At 34.6% G+C, this 23,119-nt stretch carries 17 protein-coding genes and 1 tRNA gene; 12 read left to right on the forward strand and 6 right to left on the reverse strand.

What is annotated here, in order from left to right; translation table 11 throughout:
- Nucleotides 1-7 precede the first annotated feature (7 nt).
- The 7 genes from Q4Q34_RS07300 (at nucleotide 8) to Q4Q34_RS07330 (ending at nucleotide 13,062) form a co-directional block, all read left to right on the forward strand.
- Nucleotides 8-3,298, forward strand: coding sequence for a PKD domain-containing protein (locus Q4Q34_RS07300; protein WP_303316605.1), 3,291 nt, complete (start codon nucleotides 8-10; stop codon nucleotides 3,296-3,298).
- 106 nt (nucleotides 3,299-3,404) lie between these two features.
- Nucleotides 3,405-6,863: a hypothetical protein gene (locus tag Q4Q34_RS07305; protein ID WP_408611532.1), complete on the forward strand. Its 3,459-nt coding sequence runs from the start codon at nucleotides 3,405-3,407 to the stop codon at nucleotides 6,861-6,863.
- 10 nt (nucleotides 6,864-6,873) lie between these two features.
- On the forward strand, nucleotides 6,874-8,163 hold the full coding sequence (locus tag Q4Q34_RS07310; protein ID WP_303316606.1) for a glycoside hydrolase family 17 protein: 1,290 nt from the start codon (nucleotides 6,874-6,876) through the stop codon (nucleotides 8,161-8,163).
- 18 nt (nucleotides 8,164-8,181) lie between these two features.
- The gene (locus Q4Q34_RS07315; protein ID WP_303316607.1) at nucleotides 8,182-9,669 is read left to right on the forward strand and encodes a glycoside hydrolase family 30 protein; all 1,488 of its coding nucleotides are present in this window, start codon (nucleotides 8,182-8,184) and stop codon (nucleotides 9,667-9,669) included.
- 31 nt (nucleotides 9,670-9,700) lie between these two features.
- Nucleotides 9,701-11,263 carry an MFS transporter gene (locus Q4Q34_RS07320; RefSeq protein ID WP_303316608.1) on the forward strand — a complete coding sequence of 521 codons (1,563 nt, stop codon included), beginning with the start codon at nucleotides 9,701-9,703 and terminating at the stop codon, nucleotides 11,261-11,263.
- An 18-nt stretch (nucleotides 11,264-11,281) separates the two neighbouring features.
- A complete protein-coding gene (locus Q4Q34_RS07325; protein WP_303316609.1) occupies nucleotides 11,282-12,208 on the forward strand; it encodes a glycoside hydrolase family 17 protein in 927 nt (308 codons plus the stop codon).
- Nucleotides 12,209-12,366: 158 nt separating this feature from the next.
- On the forward strand, nucleotides 12,367-13,062 hold the full coding sequence (locus tag Q4Q34_RS07330) for a LysE family translocator (protein ID WP_303316610.1): 696 nt from the start codon (nucleotides 12,367-12,369) through the stop codon (nucleotides 13,060-13,062).
- 132 nt (nucleotides 13,063-13,194) lie between these two features.
- Here the strand turns inward: Q4Q34_RS07330 and Q4Q34_RS07335 are convergent.
- The 3 genes from Q4Q34_RS07335 to Q4Q34_RS07345 all read right to left on the reverse strand — a co-directional run bounded on the left by Q4Q34_RS07335 (nucleotide 13,195) and on the right by Q4Q34_RS07345 (nucleotide 13,954).
- Nucleotides 13,195-13,265: transfer RNA gene (locus Q4Q34_RS07335), tRNA-Cys, on the reverse strand.
- A gap of 117 nt (nucleotides 13,266-13,382) precedes the next feature.
- Nucleotides 13,383-13,745, reverse strand: a complete 363-nt coding sequence (gene folB, locus Q4Q34_RS07340) for a dihydroneopterin aldolase (RefSeq protein ID WP_135875995.1) — start codon at nucleotides 13,743-13,745, stop codon at nucleotides 13,383-13,385.
- Nucleotides 13,745-13,954 carry a zinc ribbon domain-containing protein gene (locus Q4Q34_RS07345; protein WP_303316611.1) on the reverse strand — a complete coding sequence of 70 codons (210 nt, stop codon included), beginning with the start codon at nucleotides 13,952-13,954 and terminating at the stop codon, nucleotides 13,745-13,747. The genes folB and Q4Q34_RS07345 overlap by 1 nt, the downstream gene beginning before the upstream one ends.
- 177 nt (nucleotides 13,955-14,131) lie before the next feature.
- Between Q4Q34_RS07345 and Q4Q34_RS07350 the strand changes: the two genes are divergently transcribed.
- From Q4Q34_RS07350 to Q4Q34_RS07365, 4 genes are all read left to right on the forward strand, one after another.
- The gene (locus tag Q4Q34_RS07350) at nucleotides 14,132-16,156 is read left to right on the forward strand and encodes a glutamine--tRNA ligase/YqeY domain fusion protein (RefSeq protein WP_303316612.1); all 2,025 of its coding nucleotides are present in this window, start codon (nucleotides 14,132-14,134) and stop codon (nucleotides 16,154-16,156) included.
- Nucleotides 16,157-16,246: 90 nt separating this feature from the next.
- Nucleotides 16,247-16,732 (forward strand): DUF1761 domain-containing protein, encoded by a 486-nt coding sequence (locus Q4Q34_RS07355; protein WP_303316613.1) that lies wholly within the window; start codon nucleotides 16,247-16,249, stop codon nucleotides 16,730-16,732.
- Between the two features lie 68 nt (nucleotides 16,733-16,800).
- Nucleotides 16,801-17,961: a GNAT family N-acetyltransferase gene (locus Q4Q34_RS07360; RefSeq protein ID WP_303316614.1), complete on the forward strand. Its 1,161-nt coding sequence runs from the start codon at nucleotides 16,801-16,803 to the stop codon at nucleotides 17,959-17,961.
- 62 nt (nucleotides 17,962-18,023) lie between these two features.
- Nucleotides 18,024-18,527 (forward strand): hypothetical protein, encoded by a 504-nt coding sequence (locus tag Q4Q34_RS07365; RefSeq protein WP_303316615.1) that lies wholly within the window; start codon nucleotides 18,024-18,026, stop codon nucleotides 18,525-18,527.
- Nucleotides 18,528-18,664: 137 nt separating this feature from the next.
- On the opposite strand, the gene Q4Q34_RS07370 is transcribed toward Q4Q34_RS07365, so the two are convergent.
- Both Q4Q34_RS07370 and Q4Q34_RS07375 read right to left on the reverse strand, forming a co-directional pair.
- A complete protein-coding gene (locus Q4Q34_RS07370; RefSeq protein WP_303316616.1) occupies nucleotides 18,665-19,192 on the reverse strand; it encodes a hypothetical protein in 528 nt (175 codons plus the stop codon).
- The gene (locus Q4Q34_RS07375; protein ID WP_303316617.1) at nucleotides 19,185-20,117 is read right to left on the reverse strand and encodes an SPFH domain-containing protein; all 933 of its coding nucleotides are present in this window, start codon (nucleotides 20,115-20,117) and stop codon (nucleotides 19,185-19,187) included. The genes Q4Q34_RS07370 and Q4Q34_RS07375 overlap by 8 nt, the downstream gene beginning before the upstream one ends.
- A gap of 80 nt (nucleotides 20,118-20,197) precedes the next feature.
- On the opposite strand from Q4Q34_RS07375, the gene Q4Q34_RS07380 reads away from it, so the two are divergent.
- Nucleotides 20,198-20,878 (forward strand): hypothetical protein, encoded by a 681-nt coding sequence (locus Q4Q34_RS07380; protein ID WP_303316618.1) that lies wholly within the window; start codon nucleotides 20,198-20,200, stop codon nucleotides 20,876-20,878.
- A gap of 72 nt (nucleotides 20,879-20,950) precedes the next feature.
- Here Q4Q34_RS07380 and gltX read toward each other — a convergent pair whose 3' ends face one another.
- Nucleotides 20,951-22,462 carry a glutamate--tRNA ligase gene (gene gltX, locus Q4Q34_RS07385; protein ID WP_303316619.1) on the reverse strand — a complete coding sequence of 504 codons (1,512 nt, stop codon included), beginning with the start codon at nucleotides 22,460-22,462 and terminating at the stop codon, nucleotides 20,951-20,953.
- Nucleotides 22,463-23,119: the final 657 nt, after the last annotated feature.

The raw sequence follows: 23,119 nt of genomic DNA on the forward strand, positions 1-23,119 counted from the left end.
AAAAACAATGAAAACTATAACAAAAACATTTAAATATATATCCATTTTGATATTGGCATTATCCTTCAATGCATGTGAAGATGATGATGCCGTATTACCAAGAGTTGAAGCTGGTTTTAGTTATACCGTTGATATGAATACGGGAACCGTAACCTTTATCAATATATCAGAAAACGCAAATACCTATGAATGGAATTTTGGAGATGATGACACATCTACTCTTATTAATCCAGTAAAAGTTTATACCAATGGTACTTATACTATTACACTTAAGTCTGTAAATGTTGCAGGAGCATCTGATACGTTTGAAGACGACATCGAAATAGCAATTCCGGAAGCTGTTGCATTCCCTATCTCATTCGATTCTGATGATGTGAATTATGGAGGTGATCCTTTTAGCGGTGCTTCTTTTGCAATAGTAGATAACCCAGATCCTGCAGGGTCAAATACTGATGCTTCCAAAGTTGGAGCATTAACCAATAGCGGAGCCACTTTTGAAGGTGTTGCTTTCGAGTTAGGAACTTCAATAGACCTATCTACAGAAAAAACCATAAAAATGGATTTTTGGTCAGACACTCCAATTAGCATACTACTTAAACTTGAGGTTTCAGAAAATGCTTTTACCGAAGTTACAGTTAATCATGGCGGTACAGGATGGGAAGAACTCTCTTTTAATTTTTCCGATTCAGGAACTTATCCTAAACTGGTGATTTTTGTAGATGGTCCTGGCACAACTTCAGGTACTTTTTACTTCGACAATTTAGAGCAAGTTGAAACAGATACTACTGGGGGAGCATGCACAGATACGCCTGTTGCAGCAACTGTATTCCCTGTAGATTTTGAAGCTTGTGAATCTTTTATAGATTCATTTGCAAACGATGGAAGTATTACAACAGAGCTTTCGGGCAACCCGGATAAAACAGGTGTGAATACCTCAGATAATGTTTTAAAAGTAATCAAAGCTAACGGAACTAATAGATGGGCTGGATTTCAAAACGCATTTCCTGAAAATTTTGATGCTACAAAAACACTTAAGGTTAAAGTATACTCATCTAAAGCCAATGCTGTTATGAAATTTGAGGTAAATAGCAACCCTCAACCTGCTGGTTCTGGAAACCCCGGACCTCAATATGCAACTATAACAGATGCTAACACGTGGACTGAAGTAGAAGTAATATTTACGGGAATACCTGGTAATAACACAGGTCTTAATCAGTTGGTTATAAAACCAGATAATCCAGATGGTACAGACGGTACCTTAACAGATGCTGAAGAAACTTATTATTTTGATGATATTTCCTTTGGTGATGGAGGTGGTACATCTACAGAGCCAACAACTGCAGCACCAACACCAACTCAGGATGCTGCAAATGTTAAATCAGTATTTAGTGATACCTATACAGACATAGCGGGCACTAATCTAGATACCAACTGGCAAGGCGATTTAGTTTCCGAAACGGTGGCTATTCAAGGTAATGATGCCATAAAGTATAGCAATGTGAAATTCATTGGAATGCAATTGGCTGGAGATACCGATTTCTCTGATATGGAATTTTTACACGTCGATATTTGGACACCTGATGCTACCGTGTTAGAAATAACGCCGATAAGCCCTCCAAACGAATTACTAGTAGGCTTAGCGGGTCTAACCCAAGGTGAATGGAAAAGTTATGATATTCCTGTAACTGATTTTACAGGGGTAGATTTTACTAAAATATTACAGTTCAAAATTGATGCACAAAAAGGTGTGAATCCAGCTGTAGTTTATATGGACAACCTGTATTTCTATAAATCAGGATCAACAGGTGGATCAGAACCAACAATGGCAGCTCCAACACCAACTCAGGACGCTGCGAATGTTAAATCAGTATTTAGTGATACATATACCGATATAGCAGGTACTAATCTGGACACCAACTGGCAAGGCGACCTTGTTTCAGAAACGGTGGCTATTCAAGGTAACGATGCCATAAAATATAGCAATGTGAAATTCATAGGGATGCAATTGGCTGGAGATACCGATTTCTCTGATATGGAATTTTTACATGTCGATGTTTGGACGCCTGATCTTACGGTGTTAGAAATAACTCCGATAAGCCCTCCAAACGAATTATTAGTGGGCTTACCAAATTTAACACAAGGTGAATGGAAGAGTTATGACATTCCTGTAACCGATTTTACAGGGGTTGATTTTACTAAAATATTGCAGTTCAAAATTGATGCGCAAAAAGGTGTGAATCCAGGTGTTGTTTATATGGATAACCTGTATTTCTATAAATCAGGAGCTGCACCTACAGAACCAACCATGGCGGCACCAACACCAACTCAGGATGCTGCAAATGTTAAATCAGTATTTAGTGATACCTATACAGACATAGCGGGCACTAATCTAGATACCAACTGGCAAGGCGATTTAGTTTCCGAAACGGTGGCTATTCAAGGTAATGATGCCATAAAGTATAGCAATGTGAAATTCATAGGAATGCAATTGGCTGGAGATACCGATTTCTCTGATATGGAATTTTTACATGTCGATATTTGGACACCTGATGCTACCGTGTTAGAAATAACTCCGATAAGCCCTCCAAACGAATTACTAGTAGGCTTAGCAGGTCTAACCCAAGGTGAATGGAAAAGTTATGATATTCCTGTAACTGATTTTACAGGGGTAGATTTTACTAAAATATTACAGTTCAAAATTGATGCACAAAAAGGTGTGAATCCAGCTGTAGTTTTCATGGACAATCTGTATTTCTATAAATCAGGTTCAACAGGTGGTACCGGTTGTTCTGGTTCGGCAATAGCTGCAACAGCATTTCCAGTAAATTTTGAAAGCTGTGAATCTTTCATTAGCACCTTTGCTAATGATGGAAGTATTACGACAGAGCTTTCGGCTAACCCTGCAAAAGGAGGCATAAACACTACAGACAATGTGTTGAAAGTCGTTAAAGCCAACGGAACGAATAGATGGGCTGGTTTCCAAAACCCTTTCCCTAGTAATTTTGATGCTACCAAAACATTTAAGTTCAAAGTGTATTCAACAAAAGCAAATGTTGTTATGAAGTTTGAAGTGAATAGTGATCCCCAACCTCCTGGTTCTGGAAACCCAGGACCACAGTATAGAACGATAACACAGGCTAATACTTGGACTGAGGTGGAAGTTGTATTTACGGGCATCCCTGGTAATAATACCGGACTTAATCAATTGGTTGTAAAACCAGATAACCCAGACGGTACAGATGGTACGCTTACAGATTCAGAAGAAACCTATTATTTTGATGATATAAGACTTGAATAAGGTTAATTCAAGAATAATAAATAAACATAATGTAGACAAAGAAAGGCTAGCACAAATGTAATCCACTAGCTAGCCTTTTTATTAAAATAAACTTTAAAAAAGTTAAATGAATAGTACAGTTTTTATAGACGAACCTAAAATTTCAAATCATATGAGTACTATAAAAGGGGACTTTGTGAGCTTTGAAAATGAAACCTATTATAAAATTTCTAATAGCGATGCGATGCGCGCTTTCTTTATGAGCATAGTCAGCGATTCTAATCACTGGATGTTTATTTCAAGTAATGGAGGTTTAACCGCCGGAAGAAAAAATGCAGAGTTTTCATTATTTCCTTATTATACAGATGATAAAATAACCGAATCATCTGAAATTACGGGAAGTAAGGCTATTTTTCAGATCCATAAAAATGGAAAGCTACACATTTGGGAACCATTTTCTATACGCCAAATGGGTATTTACAAGACCCAAACAAATCTGTATAAAAATATATATGGGAATAAAATTGTTTTTGAAGAGAATAACCTTGATTTAGGCTTAACATACAGATATCATTGGAACACTAGCAATGAATTTGGGTTTGTAAAAAAATCAACATTAATAAATAATTCTGATTTTAAAATTAATGTTAATGTTTTAGATGGATTACAAAATATTTTACCCGCAAGCGTAACCGCCGATACACAAAGCGGTAGAAGTAATTTAGTAGATGCCTATAAAAAGAGTGAATTGCAAACAGAAGTTGGCTTAGGCATTTATGCCTTAAGTGCGGTTATTGTAGATAAGGCAGAACCAAGTGAAGCCTTAAAGGCTAATATTGTATGGTCATCTGGGCTTAAAAAACCTACTCACTTATTGTCCTCACAACAATTAGACAATTTTAGGAAGCATCAAGACATTCATCAGGAAGTTGATGTGAAAGCAGAGAAAGGAGCCTATTTTATATCAGCCGAAATAACATTAGAAGCAGGAACAGAAAAAAACTGGATGTTTGTAGCGAATGTTAATCAGTCCATTTCAGATATTGTTAAGGTTTCAAAAATCATTGAAAATGAAAAAGATATTGCTAATCTTATTCAAAAAGATATTGATGCTGGAACTAAAAACTTAATTCAGTTAACAAGTGCTTCAGACGGATTACAATTAACCGCAGATCCTTTAATCAACACCAGGCATTTCTCTAACACACTGTTTAATATCATGCGTGGTGGTATTTTTGATGATGGTTACAATATTGAAAAAGTTGATTTTATAAAATATATAGCCAAGGCTAATAAAACGTTCTTCAATAAAAAGAACAGTCAGTTAAAAAATTTACCCGAAGCATTCACTCTTAGTTATTTAAAAAATCTTGCAGAACAAGATGTAGATGCTATTTTTAAGCGACTTAGTTTTGAATATTTACCATTAAAATTTAGTAGACGGCATGGTGATCCTAGTAGACCTTGGAATAAATTTTCGATAAATACACATAGCGAAATTGATGGTTCTAAGATATTAGACTACGAAGGCAACTGGCGGGATATTTTTCAAAATTGGGAAGCACTTGCACATTCATACCCAGAATTTATAGAGAGTATGATTCATAAGTTTTTAAATGCAACCACATTTGAAGGTTATAACCCATACCGTGTGACTAAGGATGGCTTCGATTGGGAGATTATTGAGGAAAACGATCCATGGTCTTATATTGGATATTGGGGCGATCATCAAATCATTTACTTACTTAAGTTTTTAGAATTTATAGAAGACCATTTCCCTGGCAAACTTGAAGCACGCTTTGATCAGGATATCTTTGTATACGCTAATGTGCCTTATAAAATAAAAAGTTATCAGGATACACTCATTAACCCAAAAGACACTATTGCTTTTGACCACAAGCTAGATGCAAAAATTAATGAAGCAAAACAGAAATTAGGAGCAGACGGTGCATTGCTAAGAGATAAAAAAGATGCTATTTACAAAGTCAATTTAATTGAAAAGCTAATCACTACGGTATTAGCTAAAGTATCTAACTTTATTCCAGAAGGCGGTATTTGGTTAAACACACAACGACCTGAATGGAATGATGCTAATAATGCCTTAGTGGGCAATGGTGTATCCATGGTAACCCTTTACTATTTATATCGTTTTTTAAATTTCTTCGAAAAGATTGTTAAAAAGTCCAAAACAAAACAAATTGAAATATCTGAAGCATTAAAAACTTGCTTTGATGAAATTGTGTCAACATTAGAAACAAATAAACACACACTTTCAGGAAACGTATCAAATAAAGATAGAAAGACTATTCTGGACGGTTTAGGTTCAGCAGGAAGTAAGTATAGAAATACTATTTATAATGATGGATTTACAAGTAACAAATCCATTATAACTCAATCAGCAATTTTAGATTTTATAACAGTATCCAAAAACTATTTACAACATACCATTGATGCCAATAAGCGTGAAGACAATATGTTCCATGCATATAACTTAATGACGGTTGAAAATGACGAGGAAGTATCCATCTCTTATTTACCAGAAATGCTAGAAGGACAAGTAGCCGCTTTAAGCTCAGGTTATTTGTCTCCAAAAGAAGCTTTAGACTTATTAGATGGCTTAAAAAAGAGTGCGCTCTTTAGAGATGACCAATACAGTTATATTTTATACCCAGACAAAGAATTACCTCGATTTGATAAGAAAAATAACATCCCGCCTGAAAAAGTAGAACAATCTGATTTATTAAAGCGATTAATAAAAGACGGGAATAATCATATTATTGAAAAAGATGTCTTAGGTGGGTATCATTTTAATGGTAATTTCAATAATGCCAATAGTCTAAAAGAAGCTTTAGAAAATTTGTCTAAAGACGAATATAAATACCTTGTAAAAAAAGATACCGGGTTATTATTAGCCATTTTTGAAGCCATTTTTGATCATAAATCATTTACCGGTCGATCAGGAACATTTTTCGGCTATGAAGGTTTAGGGTCTATTTATTGGCACATGGTCTCCAAATTATTATTAGCTGTTCAGGAAAACTGCTTGTTAGCTGTAAATACCAATAAAAGCGAGAAACTTATTGGGAAACTTCTAGATCATTACTATGAAATAAACGCGGGCATAGGCGTACATAAATCGCCAGAACTTTATGGGGCATTTCCAACCGACCCTTACTCGCATACACCAGCTACCAAAGGTGCACAACAACCAGGAATGACAGGTCAGGTTAAAGAAGATATTCTAAGTAGGATTGGTGAATTAGGTGTTTTTGTGAAAGATGGTTGTATCACATTCAATCCATGTTTACTACGTAAAGAAGAATTTTTAAAAACGCCTAAAATTTTCAGCTATACAGATGTTATAAAAGAGGAATGGGAAATGATATTAGACCCAGACACGCTTTGCTTTATGTACTGCCAAGTCCCTATTACCTATAAGCTTTCAAACAAAGATAGCCTACAAGTAGTTTTTAATAATAACAGACAATTGAACTTTGATAATTTAAGTCTTGATTCACAAATTTCCGAGTCAATATTTCAAAGAAAAGGACAGGTAAATCAAATAAATGTATTGCTAAAAAGATAAAGGCAAACCAATGAAAACCAATTTAAAAAGACTCTTATTACTAACCATTTTAATTGCCACAACAGGATGTGCAAATAAGTCTAAAAAAGCAATAAAAAAAGTGACTGAAGAAAAATATATAACTGCAGCAGATATTTTAGGAAACCCGAAATATTTAGCCATTTCATATGGAGGTTACAGACAAATATCTCGAGATATTCAACCAACTATACCTCAGCTAAAAGAAGACATGAAAATTTTAGCAGCTATGGGAATTAAAATATTACGTACTTACAATGTACAACTGCAACAAGCCCCGAACATATTAAAAGCGATAAGAGAATTAAAAAGCGACGACCCAACTTTTGAAATGTACGTGATGTTAGGTGCCTGGATTGATTGCCAAAATGCATGGACAGACAAAGCACCCAATCACGACATTGAAAGCGAAAACAATGCAGCCGAAATTAAAAGAGCAGTCGCCTTGGCTAAAATATATCCAGATATTGTAAAGATTATTGCGGTCGGAAACGAAGCTATGGTAAATTGGGCAACAAGTTACTTTGTCCGCCCCAATGTCATTTTAAAGTGGGTAACCCATCTACAAGAATTAAAGAAATTAGGAGAGCTTCCGGAGTCTTTATGGATAACCAGTTCAGATGATTTTTCTTCTTGGGGCGGCGGCGATGCAAGCTATCATACTAAAGACTTGGAAAAACTAATCAAGGCAGTCGATTATATTTCCATGCATACATACCCAATGCACAATACCCATTATAATCCTGAATTTTGGTTAGCTCCTGAGAGCGAATCCGGCCTTTCAGATCACGAAAAAATTGAATCGGCGATGCAACGTGCACTTAATTTTTCCAAAGCACAATACGACAGTGTTTCAAACTATGTAAAAAGTTTGGGTGTAAACAAACCCATTCATATTGGAGAAACAGGATGGGCAACCGTCTCAAATGGACACTATAGCAAAAACGGATCTAGGGCTACAGACGAATATAAATCCGGTCGTTATCATGAATTGATGAGGGATTGGACCAACAAATCCAACATCTCCTGCTTCTATTTTGAAGCTTTTGATGAACAATGGAAAGATGCCGCTCACAAATTAGGGTCGGAAAACCACTTTGGACTCATCAATTTAAAAGGGCAAGCTAAATATGCCTTATGGGATATGGTTGATAGAGGCGTGTTCGATGGATTAACCAGAGATGGAAACCCAATAACTAAAACCTACAATGGAAACAAAGAAGCTTTAATGCAAGAGGTTTTAGTGCCTCCGACCCATGCAGAATTTAGTGTCACACATTAAAATATATAGTAAATGATTATGAAACCTTTAAAATATTATGTCTACGGTCTTTTATTTATAATGATGAGTTGTACGGAATCAGAAAACAAATTGCAGGCTGAGGTTTTTGAAACTTCAGCTAAAGGAAATCAACTGACTAAAATTAATGCGTTTCAAAAGTCAGATATTGAAGTGACTATACGCTTGAAACCAGACCAAACCTTTCAAACCATTACAGGTTTTGGAGGGGCTTTTACAGAGTCTTCGGCTTATCTGCTAAACAAGTTAAGTAAAGAAAATCGTGATACTATTTTAAGAGCTTACTTTGCTAAAGAAGGCGCTAGATATTCGCTTACCAGAACACACATGAATTCTTGTGATTTTTCACTAACCAATTATTCATATTCACCAGTAGAAGGCGACAAAAATTTAGACCATTTTACCATAGAAGAAGATATGGACGATTTAATCCCTATGATAAAAGATGCCATAGCGATTTCTGAAGATGGGTTTAAAATATTTGCGTCTCCATGGTCAGCCGCTCCATGGATGAAGGACAATAACAGTTGGGTAGGTGGTAAACTACGCCCTGAATATTACGACACCTGGGCACTCTTCTTCTCTAAATACCTAGATGCCTATAAAGCTGAAGGTATTAATATTTGGGGATTCACTGTTGAAAATGAACCTCACGGAAATGGCAATAATTGGGAGAGTATGCATTTTTCTCCCAAAGAGATGACCGATTTTGTTCAGTTTCACTTAGGGCCAAAATTAGAACATGACGGATATGGTGATAAAATTATTTTAGGGTACGATCAAAACCGAGCAGGACTGAAAGAATGGGTAGATGAAATGTACAGAGATGAAGCCTCCTCAAAATACTTTGATGGAACGGCCATACATTGGTATGAAAGTACTTATGACTATTTCCCGGAAGCCTTGCAATATGCTCATAATAAAGCTCCCGATAAATTCTTAATAGAAACTGAAGGCTGTGTGGATTCTGAAGTGCCTAAGTGGAAAGATGATGCTTGGTACTGGAGTAAAGAAGCAACAGATTGGGGCTGGGATTGGGCCTCCGAAGCCGAAAAATATTTACATCCAAAATATGCTCCTGTAAACCGATATGCGAGAGACATTATCGGGTGTTTGAATAACTGGGTAGATGGATGGGTAGACTGGAATATGGTATTAGACAGGCAAGGAGGCCCTAACTGGTTTAAGAATTGGTGTGTAGCTCCTGTGATTGTTGACCCTGATGCCAATGAAGTTTACTTCACGCCTATTTATTACACTATGGCTCATTTTAGCAAATATATCAGACCCGGAGCAAAAATTATTGGACTAGAAAATTCAGATGAAAAACTTATGGTTACAGCAGCTCAAAACCCAGATGGGTCTATCGTCGTTGTGACTTTTAACGAAACCGAAACCCCTAAAAGTATTAACCTGTCGATGCATGGAAAAGTGAAACACTTTACAATAGATGCTAAAGCCATTCAAACTATTGTAATTTCTAATTAAATGAAGTTTAACTAACTAATAGCTATAAGATATGTCAAATATAAAAACTGCAGCGAAAGATAGAGTCCCCATAGGGCAAAAAGCCGCTTTTGGAGCTGGTCATTTTGTCCTTAACTTATTACCAGGTGCCTTAGGATTCTTTATGTTCTTTTTACTTACCGCTTTTGGGATGGATCCGCTTTATGCAGGGATACTAGGAGCACTTCCTAGGCTTTTTGACGCGCTTTCAGATCCTATAATGGGTTTCATTTCTGATAATACAAAATCAAAATGGGGACGACGAAGACCTTATATATTTGTAGGTGCAATTTTAAGTGGGATATTATTTGCTTTATCATGGCAAATGTCCCCTGAAAATTCTCAAATGTATAATTTCTGGTACTTTCTTACACTATCCATACTCTTTTTAGCTGGTAATACGATGTATGCTACGCCGTTAGTTGGTTTGGGCTATGAAATGACATCAGATTATAATGAACGTACCAGACTTATGGCTTTTTCAAATACTATGGGTCAAATTGCTTGGATGATTGTGCCTTGGTTTTGGGTAATCATTGCCGATCCTCAAATATATGAATCGCAAGCCGTAGGTGTAAGACACCTATCTATAATTGTAGGTTTTGCTTGCGTTATTTTAGGCTTACTACCTGCTATTTTCTGTAGAGGTATTGACTCTGCAAATATGGAAAATAGAAAAGAAATTACATTTAAAACACTAGCCTCAAACCTTAAAGATTTATGGGATGGTATTAAACAGGTTTCAAAAAACAAACCGTTTATGAAGCTTTGTGGTGCAACATTCTTAGTCTTTAATGGGTTTCAAATGGTCGCGGCTTTTAGTGTATATATCATTGTATTTTATATGTATAATGGAAGTTATGCAAATGCCGGTACATGGCCAGCCTGGTTTTCAACAATAACAGCAGTTATAACCGCTTTTATTGTGATTCCCATTATATCTAAAATGGCAAACAAATGGGGTAAACGAAAAGCCTTTATTATTTCAACAGTTATTTCAATAATTGGCTACATATTAAAGTGGTGGGGATTTGATAATGGACTAAATGAAAACTTCAACAAAACAGAATTTGGTCAATCTCTAAATAGTGGAGTAGCTTCTTTATTTGAGTCTTTAAATCCATTTTTAGAAAGTGTAGGCATGTCTTGGTTTAGTATTGATACAAGTCAAGGATCGCCGTGGCTAATTTTTATGCCGATACCATTCATAGCCTTTGGCCTAGGAGGGTTGTTCACTTTAATGATGAGTATGACCGCAGATGTATGTGATTTAGATGAATTAGAAAACGGAATGCCTCGTAAAGAAGGAACATTCGGTGCTATTTATTGGTGGATGGTTAAAATTGGACAGTCTATCGCTTTGTTTTTAGGTGGTCTTGTTTTAAAATTAGTAGGCTTCATTTCTGATGCTGAAACTCAAAGTGCTGAAACCATGCACAGTCTAAGAATTGCAGATATAATAATACCTTCTGTAACTGCTGGAATAGCCATTTGGATTATGTATAAATATAGTCTAAATGAAAAAAGAGCCAGAGAGATTAAAGCAGAATTAGTAAGAAGGAGAGGAGAACTATAAATATAAAATCATCAAACTATGTCGTACAGATCAGATAAAATTATGGCCCTATCTGGCCTTAACCTAGAAAACAAAACAATAAAAGGGTTACAGAATACATTTAAAAGAGTCCTTAAAAGTGGTATGCATGGATTATGCTTTAGTCCTTATGAAGAAGGACAGTCGCCTGGAGATCAAATAAGTGTTGATCAAATTAGGCGCCGGATGGAGATTATAAAACCATATACCAAATGGATCCGATCGTTTTCCTGCACAGACGGCAATGAATTGATTCCCATTATTGCTAAAGAGTATGGAATTAAAACCTTAGTGGGTGCATGGTTAGGTTATGATGCTGAAATAAATAAAAAGGAAATATCTGGCCTTATTAAACTGGCTAAGGAAGGCTATGTGGATATTGCAGCAGTTGGAAATGAAGTGATGTACAGGGGTGATTTAAAAGAAGATGAGCTTTTGGGTTTCATTTACCATGTAAAAAATAAAATTCCTGATACTCCTGTTGGCTACGTAGATGCTTACTACGAATTTACACAACGACCAAAAATAACAGAAGCATGCGATGTCATTTTGGCTAATTGTTATCCTTACTGGGAAGGGTGTAACATAGAATATTCATTAATCTATATGAAGGACATGTTTAACCAAGCCGTAAAGGCAGCCAATGGTAAAAAGGTTATAATATCTGAAACCGGATGGCCTAGTCAGGGTGAAGGCTTAAATGGTGCTTTACCTTCATTTATAAACGCGATAACGTACTTTATTAATACCCAGCAATGGTCTAAGCAAGATGACATTGATATTTTCTATTTTTCATCATTTGATGAATCGTGGAAAGTAGGAGATGAAGGAGATGTAGGTGCATTTTGGGGGTTATGGGATAAATACGAAAAACCTAAATTCTATTCAACTCCTGTGCTTTTTAATAAAAACAAAACTTCTGTATAGGTATAAACTAAGAAATAGCAGTTTCATAAGTATTTAGTTTGTTTGATTCGCTAAGAAAGGGTGTGATTTTACTATCACACCCTTTTGTTATTTGTGACTATCATACTTACATTAGTTACAAAATATTTCTTTACTTTGTGTAAACCTTCTCTTAAGTTATGTTTGATGATATCTTAACCGCCATTCCTTTTGGAATAATACTAGCCTTTACAATTGGTCCCGTATTTTTTGTGCTTTTAGAAACAAGTGCCACAAAAGGTTTTAGAAGCGCATTAATTTTCGACCTAGGAGTTGTTCTTGCCGATATTATTTTTATTGTTATCGCTTTTTATAGTACCAATAACTTAAGGGGGAAAATTAGTAACGATCCGAGTTTTTTAGTTTTTGGAGGTGTTTTATTAATTGTTTATGGTATCATTTCCTTCATAAAAACATCAAAATCTTTTAGGGCAATCGTTAAAGAATATCACAAGGTTGAAATTCAAAAAGATTATGGCAAGCTTTTTATAAAAGGCTTCTTACTTAATTTTATAAATATTGGTGTTCTAATTGGTTGGCTAGGTTTTATGGTATTGGGAGATACATTAACCACATCAGAAAACGGCGATATTGTTTTTATTGTTACCATGATTGGATCTTATTTTGTTACGGATCTAATTAAAATACTGGTAGCCAAAAGGTTAAAAGCGAAATTAACACCTCGGCTTATTTTTAAAACTAAAAAAGTAATTGCCATGGTTATTTTAGGTTTTGGAATTTTGTTATTTGTGCAGGGTTTGTTTCCTGAAGCATATGAAAAAAATAAAGAAAAGTTAGAACAAATAAACCCCATAAAAGAAAAACGTCCAGAATAGTCTGGAAGCTTTTTTTAAGGTGTCTATAAAATTTGAAAAACAAATTCGAATAGAAGGTTTTGCTTCTATTTAATTAATTTCTCTAAAAACTTATCATAAAAAAACCCTCAAGTAAAACTTGAAGGTTTTTTGAGGCGTCGAGCGGATTCGAACCGCTGTAGAAGGTTTTGCAGACCTCTGCCTAGCCACTCGGCCACGACGCCAATTTGAAAAAAGTCTATCAAAAGTATTTTTAATAAACCTTTAAAAACAGTCATTCCCAATGCCTCGGAAATCTGGGTACAAAAGTAAAAAAAAATATAACTTATCCTTACTTTAAATTACTTTTTACGCTTATCGGTCATTTTTATCGTTACCCTTTCAACATCGCCCCCAATAGGTGGGTTTAATTTACTTACCCAAACCGTTGCTTTTTTCACCAATTTATCTTCATTAAAAATTCTATCAAGTATACGCCTGGCCACTGTTTCTAGCAAATAAGAAGGAATTTCCATTTCTTCTTTAATAATTCGGTTTAAAAACACATAATCAACTGTATCAGATAATTTATCCGTCTTTGCTGAATTTTGCAAATCGGCTTTAACCTCCAGATCAACACGATAATCACTGCCTATTTTAGTTTCTTCTTTAAGACAACCATGATAGGCAAATACCCTAATATTTTCAACTTTTATAATCCCCATTAATTTGTAAAGAAATCAAAAACGTTGCTTAATGCACTCGTTTTGGTTTTGTAAAATTCTGTATAGGTGCAACGTTCGCATGTAACGGAAGTGAATTTCTGATTTTGTATATCAAAAATCTTAGAAAATGTTCCTCCTGTTGCCCTCATTTGACCTATTTTATAAGTTTTGTTATGACATTTTGGACACTCATAATTTAAATTTTGCATCGGTTAAATATTTAAGAAGTTAATACTATACACCCTATAAGTCTGTATAATTAAAAGTTTGTTACGTTTCTTAAATATGTTATCCCAAATATATTTTCAAATGTTCTTAGTGTTGGGCTAAAATAACTCGAATTTCCGTAATTTTGGGGTTTATTTAGCTGAAATAAATTAGAAAAAATGTCTGAAGAAAGAAAACCACTCAATTTTATTGAGCAAATTATAGAAGAAGATTTATCTAATGGCATATCAAAAGACGAGTTGCGTTTTAGATTTCCTCCAGAACCTAATGGTTACTTACATATTGGTCACACAAAAGCCATTGGTATTAGTTTTGGTCTAGGTGAAAAATATAACGCACCTGTTAACCTTCGTTTTGATGACACAAACCCAGCAAAAGAAGAGCAGGAATATGTAGATGCTATTAAAGAAGATGTTGCTTGGTTAGGCTACAAATGGGATAAAGAATTATTTTCTTCAGATTACTTTCAACAACTTTATGATTGGGCCATTGTTCTTATAAAAGAAGGTAAAGCCTATATAGATTCACAATCTAGTGAAGCCATGGCAGAACAAAAAGGAACACCAACTCAGCCAGGGGTTGATGGGCCTTTTAGAAATAGAAGTGTTGCTGAAAATTTAGATTTATTTGAGCGCATGAAAAACGGTGAATTCGAAGAAGGTTCACATATCCTTCGTGCTAAAATAGATATGCAGCATCCTAACATGCTCATGCGTGATCCGATTATGTATCGTATTTTAAAAAAACATCATCATAGAACAGCAAACGATTGGTGTATTTACCCTATGTATGATTGGACTCATGGTGAAAGTGATTATATAGAACAAATATCACATTCGCTATGTTCTTTGGAGTTTAAGCCTCACAGAGAGCTTTACGATTGGTTTTTAGACCAGGTTGTAGACACATCGCTTATAAGACCTAAACAACGTGAATTTGCACGTTTAAACTTAAGTTACACGATTATGAGTAAGCGTAAGCTGCTTCAATTAGTTAATGATGGTGTTGTAAATGGATGGGACGACCCGCGCATGCCTACTATTTCTGGTTTACGTCGTCGCGGCTATACTCCAAATGCTATTAGAAAATTTGTAGAAACTGTTGGTGTTGCAAAACGAGATAATGTTATTGATGTGTCTCTTTTAGAATTCTGTATTCGAGAAGATTTAAATAAAACAGCACCACGAGTAATGGCTGTTCTAGATCCCGTAAAGTTGGTAATTACTAACTATCCTGAAGGTAAAGAAGAATGGTTAGAGGCTGAAAATAATCAAGAAGATGATAGTGCCGGGTTTAGGAAAGTACCTTTCTCTCGCGAGCTATATATTGAAAAAGATGATTTTAAAGAAGCAGCTGGTAATAAATTTTTTAGACTGAAATTAGGCGGTGAGGTTCGTCTTAAAAACGCCTATATAATTAAAGCTGAAAGTGTTAAAAAAGATGTTGATGGAAACATTATTGAAATACACTGTACCTATTCCGAAGACACTTCTAGAAAAGTAAAAGGAACATTACATTGGGTGTCCATTAAACACGCTATAAAAGTTGAGGTTAGAGAATACGATCGTTTATTCATGGACGAAGCTCCAGATAGTCATCAAGATAAAGACTTTATGGATTTTATAAACCCAAACTCTTTAAAAGTTATTCCAGCTTTTGCTGAGCCAAGTTTAAAAGAAGCTAAAATAGGCGATAGATTTCAATTTCAACGTTTGGGGTATTTTAATGTGGATAACGATACTGCCTCAGAAAGAATTATATTTAACAAAACTGTTGGATTACGTGATTCTTGGGCTAAACAAACCCGTGCTGAGCATAGTCGAAGCAAACCAGCTCAAAATAGTTCTAATCAAAAACAACAAAACAACAAATCGCAGCAACCAAAACGAAAAGCGATTGATGTTATTCAACAGTTAGGAAAAAAGTACACAAACTTACCAGAAATAAAACAGCAAAAAATAAAAGCTGAGATTCAGGAACTTTCTAAAAAGGTAACTTACGAAGAGCTGGAACCTTTGTTTAATACCGCAGCTAAAAAGGTAGGAACCAGAATCGCGGTAGTGCTTACTTTGGGCGTGTTATTAGAAAACGGACAAGTGAAAAATGACGCTATAAATAATTTTATTGCTAAAGCTCTAGAAGACAAAAACCCATTGTTAGTAGCTGAGTCTGAGGCCATTTAAAACATAATTTGAAAAACCTATAAATCACTAAAATAATGATTGTGTTATAATTTTATTTATATTTATATTCTAACTATAACTAAAATTATTATGGAATTCTTAAACTTTCCAGCAATCATAGTTGCTGCAGTTTCGGCATTAGTTGTCGGATTTATTTGGTACAACCCAAAAGTGTTTGGTAACGCTTGGATGCAAGCAGCAGGCATGACAGACGAGCAAGTAAAGGGTGGAAATATGGCTAAGATTTTTGGTTTAGCACTCTTATTCGCTTTCTTATTAGCAACAGCACTTCCTGGTATTGTAATTCATCAAATGGGTGTTTTTAGTTTAATTGGTGGAGACCCTTCTGTTGCGTTACCATCTTATGATGCTATAATGAATGATTATGGTGATGCTTTTAGAACGTTTAAACATGGTGCTTTACATGGTGTTCTTACTGGTGTTTTTATTGCGCTTCCTATTATAGGAACAAACGCTTTATTTGAACGCAAAGGCGCCAAATATATTTTTATTAATAGTGGTTATTGGATTGTAACCTTAGGCGTCATGGGAGCCATTATTTGTGGTTGGAAATAATCATTTTGTAAAGTTTTAATATATATAAAGACTGAAAATTGTAATTTTCAGTCTTTTTTATTTTCCTATTGAATAAAACATCACACATTTATTACTCTGCTAACAACCTTCCAGAAGGTTGGGATGCATTTGTAAAGCATGATATCTTTTTACAAGCAAGCTATTTAAAAGCTTTGGAAGAAGCGTCTCCAAATAATATTCAACTTTTTTACGTTGGCGTTTTTAATGATGGGCTTTTGGTTGGTGTTGCTATTATTCAACGTGTACAACTATACCTAAAAGACATGTTTAGAAAAACAGAAGTGTCTTGTTTAAAAGAGTTTTTCCAAAATATCATTTCAAAAATCCTTAAAGGAAATATATTAGTTGTTGGAAACTTAACACATACTGGGCAGCACGCTTTGTTTTTTGATGAAAACAAGATTACACAATCAGATTTTTTCAATGTCATTTTTGAAGGATTAGATACATTAAGACTAAAAATTAAAGAGACTCAAGGAAAAAAAATAAGAGCACTAATGCTTAAAGATTTTTTTCTTGAAGACCCTATTCATAAAGATAAAACTACTTTTAATGCTCATAAATTGCATGAGGTTTTTGTCCAACCCAATATGATTATGTCTACAAGCTCTAACTGGGTGAAAATTGAAGATTATAAAGCAGACTTAAATAAAAAATACAGAGATCGATATAAACGTGCAAAAAAGAAATTAGGTGCTATAAAATGCATTGAACTTGATCTGGAGTCTATTAAAACCAATTCAAAAAAACTTCACAATTTATATTTAAACGTTTCTAATAATGCCAAATTTAACACGTTTATTTTACCAGAAAAGCATTTTTGTATTTTAAAACAAAATTTGAAGGAGCACTTTAAGGTGTTTGGCTATTATCTGGATGATACATTGGTAGGGTTTTATACATTAATTTTAAATGGTAAAAACTTAGAAACCTATTTTCTAGGTTATGATAAAGAGCTCCAACATTCTAACCAATTGTATTTAAACATGCTTTATGATATGGTGAAATTTGGGATTGAAAATAAATTTTCATCTGTCGTATACGCCAGAACTGCAATGGAAATTAAAAGCTCTATAGGAGCAAAACCAAAAGCTATGCTGGTATATTTAAAACATACCAATAGATTTATGAATACGATCTTGAAAGGCGTATTTGGACTCATGAACCCTACTAAAGATTGGGAAGAACGACATCCTTTTAAAAACTAAATTGGGTTGCTTTTGTTTGGATGCGTTTATTTTTTCGACCTAAACCATACAAAACAAGTATTATGAAAACGCTAACATTGATTTTATTAGTCTTACCTCTCTGCATTTTTTCGCAGGATATGAATAACGAAAAACTTGATACAATTTATACCACCGTTAGTGATTCCATTCAAGGAAAACCTGGAGCTTGGCAATTTTTTGTTAAAGAAATTCCTCTTATGTCTATTACAGATACAAACCATAATAGAATGCGAATCATATCTCCAATTGCAGATTCTAGTAGTTTGAGTGATGAATTAATTAAGGCTGCTTTAGTTGCAAATTTCCACACGGCTTTAGACGTTAAATATGCTGTTTCAGATGGTGTTTTATGGTCTGTATTTATTCATCCATTAAAGGAATTATCTGAGCATCAAGTAAAAGATGCTGTTAGTCAAGTATATTATGCACATATTAATTTTGGGACAACATTTGCGAGTACTGCTTTAACATTTCCTGGTAGAGTAAGTGATAGTGATAACGATGTTGAGAAAGAGAAAGAGCAACCTAGGTTTAAAAAGTTGTAGTGCTAAAAAAGCAAGAAGGCTGTCTAAAAATAAAAGGTAAATGTCCGGTTGAGCGCAGTCGAAACCTACTTATTTAATGAGGTGTTTTAGTTCTCGACTGCGCTCGAACGGACAAAAATTAAACTTCTTTTAATACATTAAATTTCTTCAGTTGTCATTTCGTCCTCGGGAATCTTCAGGCTTGTTTTAAAATCAGGAAATACTAAATCCATCATAGCTGTATTTTTTAATTGTTTGGCTTCCATGAAATACCAAAATTTTGCTTCACTATTATAAATTCCAAATAAGTAACTTTTAGATTTTATTCGTTTATCACCCACAATCATCTGATTAAAACCTTCAATATAACAGCGATATTGATCATCTTCAAAAACAACATCTGAAACTCCTAAAATTTCGGCTTTTTCAAAAACAAAACCATCTTTTTTCATAGAATCAAACGTCGATTTTAACAAATCAATAGCCTTTTCTTTTCCCCCCATAAGTTCCAAAACACTTGGATAAGTATAGTCTAAAAGTTTATCAAAATCCATTTTGAGGGTTGCTTGAGAAGCAATTTTAGCATCTCTTAAGGCTGACGCTTTTAATTCTTCTGTAGATTGAGCAAAAGAAATGCTACCACAAAAGAGTAGTAGCATTAAAATAGTTGAAAATGTTTTATTCATCTTTGTTTTTGTCTTTTTTATTATTTTTCATGGCCTCACCAATTTGGTTACTAGCTGTAAAACTAGCCACCATATCATTCAACATTTGACTTCCTGCTTGTGGTGAATTAGGCAATAAAATTAAATTACTATTGGTTTCTTGCCCTATAGCCTGTAGCGTATCATAATGCTGCGTTACTACTATAAGTGCAGATGCTTCTTGTGAGTTAATACCAACTTTGTTAAGTACTTCAACAGATTCCTCTAAACCACGCGCAATTTCACGACGTTGATCCGCAATACCTTGACCTTGCAAACGCTTGCTTTCTGCTTCTGCTTTTGCTTTTTCAACAATTAAAATACGAGCGGCATCACCTTCATATTGTGCAGCCGTTTTTTCTCTATCGGCAGCATTAATTCTATTCATGGCTTCTTTTACCTGAGCATCTGGATCAATATCGGTTACTAATGTTTTAATAATATCATAACCATAATCCATCATCGCATCATTTAATTCTGCCTTAACCGCTATAGCTATATCATCCTTTTTAACGAATACATCATCTAACTTCATTTTTGGCACTTCGGCACGAACCACATCGAATACATATGAAGTAATTTGATCATGTGGGTAATCTAACTTATAAAAAGCATCGAATACTTTTTCTCTTATTACTTTGTATTGTACAGAGACTTTAAGACGCACAAATACATCATCAAGTGTCTTAGTTTCAATTATAACATCTAATTGTTGAATCTTTAAACTTAATCGACCGGCAACGCGATCAATGAAAGGAACCTTAAATCTTAATCCGGCATGGCGAATAGCCACAAATTTTCCGAATCGCTCAACTATAGCCGCCGTCTGTTGTTTAACGGTAAAAATAAATGAAAACAAAAGCAACAATCCTACAATTGTTAAAGGAATGATAGTGAAATAGTTCATAATAAATTAATATAAAATTGTTAGAAAATAACGAGTTACTAATTTAAGTTATATTTGCACACTTATCCCTATAAATAGTTATGAAAAAACAACTTGTCTTATTAGTAGTCATAGCAACATGTTTTGTTACAACAAATTTTGCCCAAAAAGGAAATTATCGAATCTCTAATGGCTTTGGTATTAATGGTGGTATTACCAAGTTTGATATTACTACCAATAACTTTGTTACCAAACAAGGAGATGGTTTTTTAGGTGGTTTATCAGCTATGGTTGATATTCCTCACATATGGTACAATATAAGCTATGGTATGCAACTATCTGAAAGTACTATTGAAATTTTAGGACGACCAGATATAGCCAGTACAGAAGATTCTTTTATTGAATATAAAATGTTTGCTGCCCAATTGGTGTTTCTGGGTCATATAAAAGTAATTCCTAAGTATTTTACTATAGATTTAGGTCCTATGCTACAATATAACAGTAAATTAGAGTTTAAAAATAAAGACCAAAAAGGTTATTATATAAATAACTACACAAATTTATCTGCTGAGGATATTACTAATATTTCTCAATTTAATTTAAATGGTGCCATAGGTGCTTCTGTAGGTATAAAAAATGTAAAACTTAAAGCACAATACCTTTATGGTTTTACAAATATTCTGAATAAACTTGAAGACCAGGAGCTGGATGCTACAGGTGGTAATGCACGTTTTAAAGGGAATCAAACCATGCTAATTTTTGGCGCGATTGTCTCTTTTTAATATTTTGCCAATTCAGTACTCAACTCATTATAGCAAAGTACTAAATCCTTTATAAATTTAACTAAGAAACCCCTATAAAGTGGCTATTGCTGCTTCTATACGTTTAATACTTTCTTTTTTGCCAATCATATACATAATATCGAATACATCGGGGCCTTGCAAAGCACCCACCAGAGCTAATCGTAGTGGCATCATTACTTTACCAAAACCAATGTCATTATCTGTAATCCAGCCTTTAATTTTGGTTTGAAGGTTTTCTACAGAAAAATCTTCAACCGTATTAATTATAGAAACCAACTCCAACATAAGGGCTTTTGTACCTTCTTTGAAAGCCTTTTTTGATGCTTTTTCATCATAACTTTTCGGAGCAATAAAAAAGAAATGACTTAAATTCCAGAAATCGGAAATAAATGTAGCGCGTTCTTTTATTAAACCAACAACCATAGCAATATAATTGACATCTATCTCACTTAATTCTGAGTAACTTTTTTTAAACAACTCAGCTAAAACATCATTGTTTTGTTCTTGCATATAATGATGGTTAAACCATTTTATTTTATCTGGATCAAAACGTGCTCCTGATTTGTTAACACGACTTAAATCAAAAGCTTCAATAAGTTCATCCAAATTAAAAATTTCTTGTTCAGTTCCAGGGTTCCAGCCTAAAAATGCCAGAAAATTTACCATAGCTTCCGGAAAATATCCATCCTCTTTATAACCTCTTGAAATGTCGTTGCTTTTAGGGTCCGTCCACTCCAAAGGAAACACAGGAAATCCTAATTTATCACCATCACGCTTACTTAATTTTCCTTTTCCTGTTGGTTTTAAAATTAATGGCAAATGAGCAAATTCTGGAGCTTCCCAACCAAAAGCTTTGTATAATTGGTAGTGTAATGCTAAAGATGGTAACCATTCTTCGCCACGAATAACATGTGTGATTTCCATTAAATGATCATCCACAATATTTGCTAAATGATAGGTTGGCATCCCATCACTTTTAAACAGGACTTTATCGTCTAAAATATTAGTATCTATTTTTATATCACCACGAATACTATCTGTTAAATGAAGTGTTTCATCTTGTGGGGATTTAAATCGAATCACATAATCATCACCAGCATCCAATTTAGCTTTAACGTCTTCCGCACTAAGCGATAAGGAATTACTTAATTTTAAACGGTTATGCCAATTATATATAAACGTTTTCCCTTTTGCTTCGTGATCTTTTCTGTGAAAATCTAACGTTTCAGCAGTATCAAAAGCATAATAAGCATTGCCTGATGCAATTAATTCATCGGCATATTGTTTGTATAAATGTTTCCGTTCGCTTTGTCTGTAAGGTCCAAATGCTTCATTCTTCCCTGGTCCCTCGTCATAAGCTATCCCACACCAATTAAGCGCATCAACAATATACTTTTCTGCCCCTTCAACATATCTGTTTTGATCGGTATCTTCTATTCTAAGAACAAAAGTTCCATGATTTTTTTTTGCAAATAAATAGTTGAATAAAGCTGTACGAACACCGCCTATATGTAAAGGTCCTGTTGGGCTTGGTGCAAAACGCACACGAACATTTTTGGTCATGTTTTATAAATTTGTTTGCAAAGATACAGATAAGCTATAATAGAAAAATACCAACGCAGAGATTTTTAGTAATCGCTCTATTCAAATTCTTAAGCTAATAAAGAATTTCTTGAAACGAACTACTCTCGAGGCAGAGCCGTAAACTGATAGCTACAGTGTATCCACATCTTAAAAAAATCATTATTTACTTTTCTTTGCCCGTCCAAAGAAAAGTAACAAACCTGCCTGCCGGCAGGCAGGAGAAAAGACGCCCCTTCGATAGGAATTTCTTCTTTTGCTAAGCTCAAGAAGAACCAAGCACAAAACTTCGACGTCGCTCAAATGCGTCATCCCATACTATGCTCCTGGATTTCGAAGCTTTTGTCCTTTATTTTTACGAAGGGTCTGGGCTTACCTAATGGTCATTTCTTAACGAGCACCTTAGACTCTTTTTTATAATCCTCTATTTAAATGTTCAAAAGTGGGGCTATGTGCCGCTCTTCTGGAGGTGTTGGGGCTTCTACCTGTATAGATATAACATCATCACGATACAACTTTTTTAATATTATTTATGACTAGTCTAGGCAATATTTTTGGGTACATAGTAGCTGCCGACAGGCATGTCCACGAGAATGACAACTTCAACGAAAATCCTGAAGCAGAGCCTCGGGGAATTCT

It is taken from the genome of Flavivirga abyssicola (assembly GCF_030540775.2).
Taxonomy (GTDB): domain Bacteria; phylum Bacteroidota; class Bacteroidia; order Flavobacteriales; family Flavobacteriaceae; genus Flavivirga; species Flavivirga abyssicola.